Raw genomic sequence first — 12,589 nt, 5'->3', positions numbered from 1 at the left:
TTATTTTTGGCTTCTATAAAAATGAGTTTCAAAGATAGAAGAATTCCCAACATTATCTACTACAACTACTTTTAATTCGTTATTGCCTTCCTCTACAATTCCGTCGCTAAAATTATGTGTCAAAACTCTTGTTTTATTGTCATATTCCATCAAAATCCATTTTCCATTCAGATAGCCATTATATGTTTTTATTCCCGATAAACTATCTCTGATACTTACTTCAAGTCTTTTCTGATTGGACAAATCTTTACCCTCAATAGTTTTAGAGATGGTAATAATAGGCGGAATCGTATCCAAAACCAATTTGTATTGTCCTAATGTTTTAGCTTTGGTTTCATAAATAGCCTCTTTTCGGCGTGTGGTATTGTAACTTATTTTTTCGCCTTGAACCAGTCCAATAAAAACTTTATCTTTTTGGTCTTCTTTATAATTGTCATTTTCTATGGCGATTGTGAAATTCGAATGAACGGGAACTGTATCATCGTGAATGGTAATGACACCGTTTTTGACATCAAAATTCAAATTAAAGTCACTGTAAAAAGTATTTGCCGGAAAGAAAACAGACGTTCTATCTTTTTCAAAAAAACAATCTTTCGAAGCTTTTACAAAATAATTTGATACAACTGGTTCTTTTTCGATTATAGTAGAAAGTGCATCGTATACTATTGGTATGGCAATTGTAGTTTTATTTCCAAAAAAATCAGAAACCTCCAGACGGCAAACTGAAGTCAAATTTGGAAGTACCGCAATAACACCTTTGCTTCCGTCCGTTTTAATTATACTTAAATTATAAGGCGGATTCATAAACAGTTTCTGAACCCGTTGCCCTGTTTTTTTATAAAGCGGATAATCGATAAATGCATTTACATAACGCATTTCGTCAAAGGAATAGGTATTAAATTGATAACCAAAAATTGATTTTCCATTACAAGCCAAATCCACATTGAAAACTCCATTTTTATTAAACGAAACATCATCATAATCGAAACTTGCAATACCAAAACCAATTTTCCCATTTGAAACCACTTTATCTGCCAGATAAGTTCCGTCTTTTTGCAAAGACAAATTGATCGTTATTGGTCGTTGTGAATGATTAACAGTTGTTTTTGAATCTAAAGGATAAACATATAAATTGGACACAATCGGTTTCTTTCTGTCTTTCATAAAAGCATCAAAACCAAAAAACATAGGATTTATTATATATTCTGTTTTTGTGTCTCTAAATTCAAAATGCAGATGCGGTCCTTCAGAAGCGCCTGTATTCCCGGAGACAGCAATTAATTGTCCTTGCTTAACAGGCATTTGATTTGGTTTAAAATACATTTCAATTTCGAAAGACTGCTCTTTATAATGAGTTTTCTTTATAAAATTTTCGATAGAATCGGTTGCTTTTTGCAAATGTCCGTATACCGATGTAAATCCATTTGGATGATCAATATAAATGGTTTTTCCATTTCCAAACGTTGAAATTTTTATTCTTGATACGTATCCATCTGCAACGGCATAGACATTCAGCCCTTCTCTTTGAAGTGTTTTCATATCAAAACCAGCATGAAAATGATTGGGTCTTAACTCCCCAAAATTCCCAGATAATTGCATTGGAATATCTAATGGAGAGCAAAAATATTTTTTTGGGTACTCACTTTGTGCAAAAAGAGAAGCAGTAAGCAAGAATAAAAAAAAAGAAATTTTCATAAATTACATTTTGGCTAAGTTAAAAAAAGGAAGCAAACCCCACAAGACAAAATATATGCAAAATATAATAAACTGATTTTTAAATAATTGATTATTTTAATGTAAAAAAAGCGATAAAATATTGTAATAATAAAAAGGAATACTAACTTTGTAAGATTAAGTAATGAATAGGAATTATAATGAGTGTGATTGCAGAAATAATTGATACTCTTGAAAATAAGATTGAAAAACTTTTTTATAAAATGAAAGGTTTAGAAAAAAACAATCAAGAATTAAATTTAGAGTTAAAAAAAGCTGCAGTGTTGATACAAACACAATCTTCAGAAATTGAGATTTTAAAAACACAATTAGAAACACTCAGAATAGCCAATGCATTATTAGGCAGTGACGATAATAAAAGAGATACAAAGCTTAAAATAAATTCAATAATTCGTGAAATTGATTACTGTATAGCACAGCTATCAGATTAGTAAAAAAAATGGACGAAAAGCTTAAAATTAAAATATCAATTGCAGACAGAGTTTATCCATTAACAGTGGATTTTGCTCAAGAAGAAGGCCTTCGAAGTGCCTCCAAAAAAATTGATGCTATGATAAAGCAATTTGAAAAAAATTATGCTGTTCGGGATAAACAAGATGTATTAGCGATGTGTGCTTTACAATTTGCCTCTCAAGCGGAACAAAAGCAAATTGACAATGCTATTGATGGTGTTGAAACCATTGAAAGGATAAAAAAAATCAATACGCTTTTAGATCAATATCTCGATAATTAAACGTTCTTTACACAAACTAAGATACTGCCTACATTAGTTCATATTGGTAAACTCAACACTAACAATTTAGAATGAGCAAATCATCACTACTAAAGCATGCCACGCTTCGGCGAGGAAACTTGAACAGTGAGTTAGCTCAAAACTTGTCTTTTCGAGTTTATACAAACACCTAATGTAGGCTTTTTTATATATAAATTTTAACAAACATGGACATCTTAACAATAATTATTTCAGGAATTACAGGTATAGCGGCAGGATTTGGTATAGCCAAAGTAATAGAAAAAAGCAATATCTCTAATTTAATTAAAAGCGCTAAAAAAGAAGCGGCATCAATCTTAAAAGACGCCAATCTTGAAGCCGAAAACATCAAAAAAGATAAAATCCTTCAAGCGAAAGAAAAATTTATCGAATTAAAATCTGAACACGAACAAGTAATTCTAGCCAGAGACAAAAAAGTTGCTGAAGTAGAAAAAAGAGTTCGTGACAAAGAATCTCAAATTTCAAATGAATTATCAAAAGCTAAAAAAGTAAATGATGATTTTGAAGCAAAAACAATTGAATATACTGCAAAAATTGAGCTTCTAGACAAAAAACAACTAGAAGTTGACAGACTGCATAAAAGTCAATTACAACAGCTAGAAGTTATTTCTGGATTATCTGCCGACGAAGCCAAAAGTCAATTAGTTGAAGGACTAAAAGGAGAAGCCAAAAGTCAGGCAATGTCACATATTCAAGAAACGATTGAAGAGGCAAAATTAACTGCTCAACAGGAAGCGAAGAAAATCATTATCAACACGATCCAAAGAGTGGGTACCGAAGAAGCAGTAGAAAACTGTGTTTCTGTTTTCAACATCGAGTCGGATGATGTAAAAGGTAGAATTATTGGCCGTGAAGGTAGAAATATTAGAGCTCTTGAAGCCGCTACAGGTGTTGAGATTATCGTTGATGATACTCCGGAAGCTATTATTCTTTCTTGTTTTGACCCTGTTCGTAGAGAAATTGCCCGTTTGGCACTGCATAAATTAGTAACTGACGGACGTATTCACCCTGCTCGTATTGAAGAAGTAGTTGCCAAAACAACCAAACAAATTGATGATGAAATCATTGAAGTTGGAAAGCGCACAGTAATCGATTTAGGAATTCATGGTTTACATCCTGAATTAATAAAAGTCGTTGGTAGAATGAAATACCGTTCTTCTTACGGACAAAATTTATTACAACACTCCCGTGAAGTTTCTAAACTTTGTGGAATTATGGCGGCTGAATTAGGATTGAACGTTAAACTGGCCAAAAGAGCTGGATTACTTCATGATATTGGTAAAGTTCCAGATGCCGAAAGTGATTTACCACACGCATTGTTAGGAATGCAATGGGCTGAGAAATTTGGTGAAAAAGAAGAAGTTTGTAACGCCATTGGAGCTCACCACGACGAGATAGAGATGAAATCACTATTATCTCCTATTGTTCAAGTATGTGATGCTATTTCGGGAGCTAGACCTGGCGCAAGAAGACAAGTATTAGACTCCTACATTCAACGTTTAAAAGATCTTGAAGAAGTGGCTTATGGATTCAATGGAGTGAAAAATGCCTATGCAATTCAAGCCGGTAGAGAACTTCGTGTTATCGTAGAAAGTGAGAAAGTTTCAGATGACAATGCTGCTACTTTATCTTTTGAAATTTCACAAAAAATACAAACCGAGATGACTTATCCTGGTCAAGTAAAAGTTACTGTAATTAGAGAAACCAGAGCGGTAAATATTGCTAAATAACTTTCACTTTTTCAATTATTAGTGAATAATTATAAATACTAAAATTCCAAATTCCAAAAGTTAGAATCTAACAATTGGAATTTGGAATTTTTATTTTGACTATTTATTTTTGGAAATTAATTACCCTTTTTTAAAATAAAGCTTAAAGGTCGTTCCAAAATTTAACGTACTTTCAACTTCAATTTTTCCGCCCATATTTTCGATTTGATTTTTGGTTAAATATAAGCCTACTCCCCTAGCATCATTGTTTTTGTGAAAAGTTTTATACAAGCCAAAAATGGAATCCTTATGCATATTTAAATCAATCCCCAAACCATTATCTTTCACATTTAAAACAACAAAGTTTTCATTTATTTCTGTTGTAAAAATGATTTTTGGTTCTTTTTTGGGATCCGAATATTTAATTGCATTGGTAACCAGATTCAACAATATACTTTCTAAATAAGCGGGCAAACAATCCACCTGAATAGAACTTGGAACATAATTTAAAACCTGAATTTCTTTTAGTTTTAAGGATTCCCGTAAAACATCCAATACTTTATCAATAAAACTATTCATATTCAATTGTTGCATTTTATTTTCTCTCTCGGCATAAATGCTAACCAAATCATTTAAATTTTCAATGGTCGAAAATAATTCATCCGAAACAATTTGAATATTGGTTAATGTGTCAGCATCCGACAAAAGCGTTTCCCTATGCAAATCCAATAAAGATTTTATATTCCCACTATGCGTTCGTAAATTATGTGAAACAATATGGGCAAAATTCAACAGCTTATTGTTTTGGGTATTTACTATTTCAAGCATTTTTCCTAATTCAATTTCTTTTTCTTTTTGTTCTGAAATATCTGTGTGGGTTCCTACGATACGCAATGGTTTTCCATCGACATCCCTTTCAATAACTTTACCTCTATCCAGAATCCATTTATACTTTCCAGAACATAAAACACGATGACAGGTTTCATAAAACGGAATTTTATTGTCAAAATGCAAGTTAATATTTCCATAATACTCTTCTCTATCATCTGGGTGTACTCTTTCATCCCACTCTTCTGGAGCAGCGACTAAATCTGAATCGGTAAGTTCCAGAATTTTCATGGATTCGGATGAATAATATACTTTATTTGTAATTAAGTCCCAATCCCAAACGCCTCTATCTGATGCTTGAACCGCAAAATGATATCTTTCATCAGCAACTCTTATTCTAATTTCTTGCTCTTTTACAATCGTAATATCAGAAATTAGACCGTAAAAAATAATTTCATCATTTTCATTTTTTTTAGGCGTTGCATCAATTCGTAGCCACTTATATCCACTTTCGGGCAAAAGAAGCCTAAAATCTATCTCCCATTTTTCATTACTGGTTAATGCTTTTTCATACGATTCTATAAAAAATTTTAAATCCGGTTCGTAGATTTTATAATTTGACAATTTATAGGAGTCTTCCAGAAATTCATTAAAAGAAAACTCATTTAAAAATTCTATTGGCTTGCTTAAAAAATCTACTGCAATTTGCCGTTGAGTATCAACTCGTATCTGAAAAATTATATTCGGAAGTTGTTTAATTAAACTTTCATATAATTTATTTAAGTCTTTTGGATTTTTATTAGCTGTAAAGATCATTGTGGAAATAACTAAGTTTAGAACAAAAATATTGAATCTTACTGTTAAAACACTAAAGAAATTTAATTTAATTTTAAAAAAAAGACAAATAATCAGACAACATTATCTTTTACTTCCTTGGATGAAAGGCATTTATCACTTCTGTCAAATACCTTCTGTCCAAATGAACGTATATTTCTGTTGTTGTAATCGATTCGTGTCCGAGCATCAATTGAATGGAACGCAAATCGGCGCCATTTTCTAAAAGATGTGTTGCAAAAGAATGCCTGAGTGTATGAGGACTTATGCTTTTATTTAAATTTATTTTGACTGCCAAATCTTTGATTATTGTAAAAATCATAGCTCGAGTCAATTGTTTCCCTCTTCGATTAAGAAACAAAGTATCTTCAAATCCTTTTTGGATATTTAGATGTATTCGAATGTTATTTTTATAAATTTCAATATATTTTTGAGTTAAATCCCCAACGGGAACAAATCGTTGCTTGTTTCCCTTTCCTGTTATTTTGATAAAACCTTCATCAAAAAACAAATCTGATATTTTTAAAGCTACAAGTTCAGAAACTCGAAGTCCGCATCCATACATAGTTTCAAGTAAAGCCCGATTTCGTTCTCCTTCATTCGAACTCAAATCAATTGCCGCAATAAGCGCATCAATTTCTTCCACAGCCAATGTATCGGGTAATTTCCGTCCGGTTTTGGGAGCTTCTATTAATTCTAAGGGATTGTCATTTCTTAAATCTTCAAATATCAAATACGAAAAAAAACTTTTTAACCCTGAAATTATTCTGGCTTGCGATCTGGGATTTACTTCCTTTGACACACTATAAATAAATTGTTGCACAACTTCTTCCTTAATAGCTAAAGGAGAAACCTGTATATCATTTTCTCCCAAAAAAACGCATAACCGCTCAATATCAAAAGAATAATTATCAATGGTATTTTTTGATAAACCTCTTTCAATCTTAAGATAAGACTGATAACTTTTTATATACGATTGCCAATTCATAGCTACAAAGTAAACCTTTTTTGTGCATAAAAAAACCTCCCAAATGGGAGGCTTGATATTTAACCTAATCAATACTTAGAATTTATAACTGCCCGTTACAGATAAAACCTGATTGTTAGAAGTATAATTTGTGTTTTCATTCTGAGCTATATTGTTTAAGCCAAAATTATACCTTAGATTTATTCCCCATTTATCTGTAAAATCATATCCTGCTCCTACGTTCAGTCCAAAATCAAAAGTTTTGAATTGGTCTTTTATATTTACAGAATTGGTATCATAAGCACCATCTCCGATAGTTGTATAATTGAAAGAATTAGTTCTGGCCGCTAATAAAAAACCAAACTGCGGGCCAAATTCCAAACTAAACTTTTTGGCCACATAACATTTTGCCATAAGAGGAATCAAAAGATAATTTAAATTCATATTCTCTTGTGAATAATAATCATTATATCCTTGATCATAATAGTTTCTATAAGCAGTTCCCTGAAAAGAAAAAAGCAATTCGGGTTGGAAAATAAACTTCTCAGAAAGTTTTACAGCTGCAAAACCACCAATTACAAAACCAGGCAAAATTTGAGAATCCGGATAACGATCTCCCGAAAGGGTTGCTATATTCAAACCCGCCTTTACTCCAAATTTTGCTTCTTGAGCGTTACCAACTGCAATAATTAAAATAGTTATGAGTGTTAGTATCTGTTTTTTCATGTTATGATTTTTTGTTATTTAAATTATAAAAATTATTTCAAAAAAAATGCTCCTCAAATTAAGAAGCATTTTTTTTTGCTTTTAAACTACCATTTGTACAATAATCCAAATTGAGGTTGTGCAAAAATGTTGTTAAACAAATTAATATTCACCTCAAGATCACTTGAATTTGGTCCGTTTTCCGGATTAGCATTATTATAGCTTAAAATATTGGCCAAAGTAAACGTTGCCGCCCACTTTGGTGTGAAAAAATAATTCAAACCTAAATCAATATTAGCTTTGATTCCGTTATTCATATTGGTAGTCCCGTTTAGATATTCCAGCTTTGTATGATTATAGCCTAAACCAGCTTCACCATAAGCCTTAAAATTACCTAAACTCAAGAAATAATATCTTGCAAAAACTCCAATTCCATAAGAATTTGATTGGTCTAAATTGTTTGCATTGGGCAAATAAGAAACAGAAGAAATGTTAAAATCACCTCCAACTGCAAATCTTTTATCCAAAAAATAACCCACTTTTGGTGTAAAAGCAAAATAATCATCACTGCTGTCGCCAGTAGTAAGTTTAATACCACCTTCAATCCACATATCCCCTTTAGAGAACGTAGCTTTACGCATTTCAGAATCCTGAGCATTTGCATAACTAAAAGCAAATACTGTTACCAGTAATAAAATAATTTTTTTCATTTTTTTTGTTTTTTGTTTGTTAATACGCTCGTAAATGTACGAAATACTAATCACTTTACGTTAACCAAAACTTAAATTAATCTTAATTATAGAGAATTTTAACATTAAAATATCCAAACAAATACTCCCATAAACACCTTATAGTTAAACAATTAAAAATTAAAAAATTATATATATATATTTAAAAATCATTCATAAATAAGTGTTTTTTCTTAACAATAAAACACAAACATGTTCATTCCTTGAAAATAATTAAATTTTAAAGAAAAAGAAGACTAATAATAAGAAGCGTTTTTTTATTTTTACAAAAGCTAGAATTGCGAAATAAACATGACACCTTATTTATTGCGCGTATAAATAAATACAAATGAAACATGTTTTTTACAACTTAAAAAAATAAAACACCTATGAAAATAGCCATCATAAATGGACCGAATTTAAACCTTTTGGGAAAAAGAGAACCTGAAGTTTACGGAAACCAAACATTCGAAGATTATTTTGAGCTTTTAAAAAACAAATTCCCCCAAGTTAATTTCATTTATTATCAAAGCAATATTGAAGGAGAATTAATTGGAAAAATTCAAGAATTTGGCTATATAAATGATGGAATAATCCTCAATGCAGGAGCTTATACCCACACATCTATTGGGATTGGAGATGCCATAAAAGCAATTACCACTCCAGTAATTGAAGTTCATATTTCAAATACGTATGCCCGCGAAAGCTTTAGACACCAATCTTATATTTCTGGAAATGCAAAAGGAGTAATACTAGGCTTTGGCCTGAAAAGTTATGATTTAGCTATTCAATCCTTTTTATAAAACCAATTTTAACAATTGTTTATAAAAAACATTACATTTTTTGATGTAACATCCCCTACAAAATAGCGTCAAACATCAAAATCCTAATTATGAGAAATGCTTTTTTGTTCTTTTTTTTATTAACAGGCCTTTTTGGTTTTGCACAAATAAAAGGTAAAATAACCGACGAAAAAGGAAACCCATTACCTTCGGTAACGATATACGAAGACAATACCTATAATGGAACCACTTCCAACGAACAAGGATATTTTGAATTAAACACTAAAAAATTAGGAAAACATACGATTGTGTTTCAATTTTTAGGTTTTAAAACCCAAAAAAAAGCCATAGAAATAAACGCTTTCCCTTATAATTTGGATATAAAATTGGTTGAAGAAAGTTTTTCTTTAAATGAAGTTGTGATTAATCCTAAAGACAATCCTGCCAATAAAATTATAAGAAATGCTATTGCCAATAAAAAAGGGAACATCGAAAAAACCGCTCGCTACAAAGCCGATTTTTATTCCCGTGGTATTTTTAGAATTAAAGATGCACCAGAAAAGATTTTAGGGCAAAAACTGGATATGTTTGATGAAGTTCTCGATTCTACAAGAAGTGGTATTCTTTATTTATCTGAAACGGTTTCTAAAATCACTTTTCAAAAACCCGATAAAATGAAAGAAACCATTATCGCCTCCAAAGTTAGCGGAAATGATAATGGATTCAGTTTCAACAATGCAGCTTCGGCCAATTTTGACTTTTACGACAATTATTTAACATTTGATGTTAATGTAATTTCTCCAATCGCGGACAATGCTTTCAATTATTACAAATACAAATTTGAAGGCTCTTTCTATGATGACAACAACCAGCAAATCAACAAAATAAAAGTAACCCCAAAAAGAAATACAGAACCCGCTTTTGAAGGTTACATTTATATTGTAGAAGACAGCTGGGCCATTTATGCTGTTGATGTAAACATAAAAGGGGAACAAATACAAAATCCTTTTCTGACTTTACTGACAATCAAACAAAACTTCAGTTTCAATACAAACACCAAAATATGGGTAAAGAACACTCAAACAATTGATTTTTCTGCAGGGATGATGGGCGTTAATATTTCAGGGAAATTTACCTATGTGTATTCCAACTTTGAATTTGAACCGAAATTTGACAAAAAAACATTTACCAAAGAAGTATTGTCTTTTCAGGAAAATGCCAACAAAAAAGGAGATGAGTTCTGGAATACCATTCGACCAGTCCCATTGACTATTGAAGAAACCACAGATTATAGTAAGAAAGACATTTTACAAACCAAGAAAAAATCTCAAGTTTATCAAGATTCAATTGATAAAAAGAGCAATAAATTCGGTGTTTTTGATATTATTACCGGTTATACTTATAAGAACACTTTCCAAAAATGGTCTGCCAATTATGAGGGTGTATTAACGGGTATTAATTTTAATACTGTACAAGGTTGGAAAATCACAACTGGTTTTTCTTATACAAAAAACGACCGTGAAAATGGCAAATATACCCGTTTTGGTGCTGATTTTGATTATGGCTTTTCGGAAGATAAATTTAGAGTCACGGGTAGTTTCATTCACAAATTTAATAATCTAAATAAAAGTGAAATACAACTTTCTGGAGGAAGCAGCATTGCGCAATACAACAGTTCCAATCCTATTGGCGGAATTTTGAACTCGGCATTTACTTTGTTTTTCAAAGACAATTATATGAAATTGTATCAGCGCAATTTTGCAACATTTTTATATAAAAGAGAAATTACAAACGGCATATTCCTGGATGCCAAAGTGGATTATTCCGAAAACAAACCTTTATTCAATACTACTGATTACAGTTTTTCTAAGAAAAGTAAATTGTATACTTCCAATAATCCGTTGGCGCCAAATGATTATACGACAGCCGCTTTTGATGCTTATTCTATTGTGAGAGGCTCCTTAAATGCAAAAATTAATTTTGGTCAAAAATATTGGACACGCCCCGACGGTAAATTTAATATTCCAGATGACAAATTCCCCACTTTGTATTTAGGAATTGAAAAAGGATTTGCTGCAAGCGAAAAACAGTATGAGTATGACAAAATAGATGCCCGAATCTTTTATGAAGTAAAGGCAGGAAACAAAGGCACTCTAGCCTTGAATATGATGGGAGGCAAATTCTTTAATGCAGACAATATTGCCTTTGTAGATTACAAACATTTTAACGGGAACCAAACTTATATCGGGCTTTCTGATCGGTATTTGAATGTATTTAATTTAATGCCTTATTATTCTAATAGTACCAACAACAGCTATTTTGAACTGCATACAGAACACAATGACAAAGGCTATATTATGAATAAAATACCACTCTTAAACAAGTTGCAATCTACACTGGTTATTGGCTATCATTTATTGGCTGTTCCTAAGACAAGTCCGTATGCCGAATACAGTGTAGGATTAGACAATCTTGGTTTTGGGAAATTCAAGATGTTCCGTCTGGATTATGTTCGTTCCTACCAAAATGGATATCAAAATGATGGGGTGATTGTTGGCCTGAAATTTTTGAATTAAATCTGGGTTCATACTAATAAAAAAACCAATACTCTTTTTAATTGTATTGGTTTTGCTTTTGGCTTGCATTTTCTTTTAATTAGGCTCAATATGAATTAAAACTTGTCCTAATTCCGGAATTTCTTCTTGTAAAGCATCTTTGAGTCTATGCGAGATATCGTGACCTTCTTTCACCGATATGGTGCCACTTACCCGAGCATGTAGATCAACATGATATTTCATTCCAGCTTTTCGGATAAAACATTTTTCAGTATCAATTACACCTTCAACATGCTGAGATACTTTTCTAATTTCTTCGACCAAATCATCATACAAATGTTCATCCATGATTTCACCCAATGCCGGTCTAAAAATAAGGTAACTATTATATAAAATAAATCCGGCAGCAAAAAGTGCGGCCCAATCATCTGCAGATTCATAACCTTTCCCTAAAATCAAAGCTATAGAAATTCCAATAAATGCTGCCACAGATGTTAATGCGTCGCTTCTATGGTGCCATGCATCGGCTTTGAGAGAAGAACTATTGGTTTCTTTGCTTCTTTTCATTACTAATCGAAAGGAGTATTCTTTCCAAACGATGATAGCTCCCAGTATATAAAGTGTCCATGATTTTGGTAAATTATGAGGTGTTTGAATGTTTATAATGCTTTCATACCCAATAATTGTTGCTGAAGTAATTAAAAAACCAACTACCAAAAAGGTAATTAACGGTTCTGCACGACCATGTCCGTAAGGATGATTCTCATCTGCTGGTCTATTGGAGTATTTTATACCAAATAAAACCAAAAAGGAAGCAAAAATATCGGTAGTTGATTCTATGGCATCGGCAATTAATGCGTAAGAATTTCCAAAAAAACCAGCTAATCCTTTTATAATTGCCATAGAAGTATTCCCGATAATACTAAAATAGGTAGCTTTTATTGCTGTTAACTCGTTGGCTTTATCTCTCATGTT

The 12,589-nt window shown here is 31.7% G+C and carries 11 protein-coding genes; 5 read left to right on the top strand and 6 right to left on the bottom strand.

The genetic code is table 11. The features are described from left to right. Positions 1-1,695, bottom strand: a complete 1,695-nt coding sequence (locus OLM57_RS09070) for a M23 family metallopeptidase (protein ID WP_264566878.1) — start codon at positions 1,693-1,695, stop codon at positions 1-3. A 179-nt stretch (positions 1,696-1,874) separates the two neighbouring features. Here OLM57_RS09070 and OLM57_RS09065 point away from each other — a divergent pair, with 179 nt between their 5' ends. The 3 genes from OLM57_RS09065 (at position 1,875) to rny (ending at position 4,236) form a co-directional block, all read left to right on the top strand. Further along, entirely contained in the window at positions 1,875-2,165 is a 291-nt protein-coding gene (locus OLM57_RS09065; protein WP_264566877.1) for a hypothetical protein, read from the top strand. Between the two features lie 8 nt (positions 2,166-2,173). Then, positions 2,174-2,467, top strand: coding sequence for a cell division protein ZapA (locus OLM57_RS09060; RefSeq protein WP_264566876.1), 294 nt, complete (start codon positions 2,174-2,176; stop codon positions 2,465-2,467). A gap of 206 nt (positions 2,468-2,673) precedes the next feature. Beyond that, positions 2,674-4,236 (top strand): ribonuclease Y, encoded by a 1,563-nt coding sequence (gene rny / locus OLM57_RS09055; RefSeq protein WP_264566875.1) that lies wholly within the window; start codon positions 2,674-2,676, stop codon positions 4,234-4,236. A gap of 120 nt (positions 4,237-4,356) precedes the next feature. Here rny and OLM57_RS09050 read toward each other — a convergent pair whose 3' ends face one another. From OLM57_RS09050 to OLM57_RS09035, 4 genes are all read right to left on the bottom strand, one after another. Then, complete coding sequence (locus OLM57_RS09050; protein ID WP_264566874.1) at positions 4,357-5,859, bottom strand: PAS domain-containing sensor histidine kinase; 1,503 nt, start codon at positions 5,857-5,859, stop codon at positions 4,357-4,359. A gap of 109 nt (positions 5,860-5,968) precedes the next feature. Next, entirely contained in the window at positions 5,969-6,865 is an 897-nt protein-coding gene (xerD, locus tag OLM57_RS09045; protein ID WP_264566873.1) for a site-specific tyrosine recombinase XerD, read from the bottom strand. 75 nt (positions 6,866-6,940) lie between these two features. After that, positions 6,941-7,570, bottom strand: a complete 630-nt coding sequence (locus tag OLM57_RS09040) for a porin family protein (RefSeq protein ID WP_264566872.1) — start codon at positions 7,568-7,570, stop codon at positions 6,941-6,943. Between the two features lie 86 nt (positions 7,571-7,656). Further along, positions 7,657-8,259, bottom strand: coding sequence for a porin family protein (locus OLM57_RS09035; protein WP_264566871.1), 603 nt, complete (start codon positions 8,257-8,259; stop codon positions 7,657-7,659). Between the two features lie 407 nt (positions 8,260-8,666). Here OLM57_RS09035 and OLM57_RS09030 point away from each other — a divergent pair, with 407 nt between their 5' ends. Both OLM57_RS09030 and OLM57_RS09025 read left to right on the top strand, forming a co-directional pair. After that, entirely contained in the window at positions 8,667-9,080 is a 414-nt protein-coding gene (locus OLM57_RS09030) for a type II 3-dehydroquinate dehydratase (RefSeq protein WP_264566870.1), read from the top strand. A gap of 89 nt (positions 9,081-9,169) precedes the next feature. Continuing rightward, on the top strand, positions 9,170-11,635 hold the full coding sequence (locus tag OLM57_RS09025; RefSeq protein ID WP_264566869.1) for a DUF5686 and carboxypeptidase regulatory-like domain-containing protein: 2,466 nt from the start codon (positions 9,170-9,172) through the stop codon (positions 11,633-11,635). Between the two features lie 75 nt (positions 11,636-11,710). Here OLM57_RS09025 and OLM57_RS09020 read toward each other — a convergent pair whose 3' ends face one another. Next, positions 11,711-12,586: a cation diffusion facilitator family transporter gene (locus OLM57_RS09020; protein ID WP_264566868.1), complete on the bottom strand. Its 876-nt coding sequence runs from the start codon at positions 12,584-12,586 to the stop codon at positions 11,711-11,713. Between the last annotated feature and the right edge of the window lie 3 nt (positions 12,587-12,589).

It is taken from the genome of Flavobacterium sp. N3904 (genome assembly GCF_025947305.1).
Classification (GTDB): Bacteria; Bacteroidota; Bacteroidia; order Flavobacteriales; family Flavobacteriaceae; genus Flavobacterium.
This window is presented reverse-complemented; position numbering and strand designations above follow the sequence as displayed.

Coding starts and splice junctions, on each gene's coding strand:
- rny (WP_264566875.1), top strand. CDS start 2,674: ATGGACATCTTAACAATAATTATTTCAGGAATTACAGGTATAGCGGCA.
- OLM57_RS09060 (WP_264566876.1), top strand. CDS start 2,174: ATGGACGAAAAGCTTAAAATTAAAATATCAATTGCAGACAGAGTTTAT.
- OLM57_RS09070 (WP_264566878.1), bottom strand. CDS start 1,695: ATGAAAATTTCTTTTTTTTTATTCTTGCTTACTGCTTCTCTTTTTGCA.
- OLM57_RS09065 (WP_264566877.1), top strand. CDS start 1,875: ATGAGTGTGATTGCAGAAATAATTGATACTCTTGAAAATAAGATTGAA.
- OLM57_RS09050 (WP_264566874.1), bottom strand. CDS start 5,859: ATGATCTTTACAGCTAATAAAAATCCAAAAGACTTAAATAAATTATAT.
- OLM57_RS09025 (WP_264566869.1), top strand. CDS start 9,170: ATGAGAAATGCTTTTTTGTTCTTTTTTTTATTAACAGGCCTTTTTGGT.
- OLM57_RS09035 (WP_264566871.1), bottom strand. CDS start 8,259: ATGAAAAAAATTATTTTATTACTGGTAACAGTATTTGCTTTTAGTTAT.
- xerD (WP_264566873.1), bottom strand. CDS start 6,865: ATGAATTGGCAATCGTATATAAAAAGTTATCAGTCTTATCTTAAGATT.
- OLM57_RS09020 (WP_264566868.1), bottom strand. CDS start 12,586: ATGAGAGATAAAGCCAACGAGTTAACAGCAATAAAAGCTACCTATTTT.
- OLM57_RS09040 (WP_264566872.1), bottom strand. CDS start 7,570: ATGAAAAAACAGATACTAACACTCATAACTATTTTAATTATTGCAGTT.
- OLM57_RS09030 (WP_264566870.1), top strand. CDS start 8,667: ATGAAAATAGCCATCATAAATGGACCGAATTTAAACCTTTTGGGAAAA.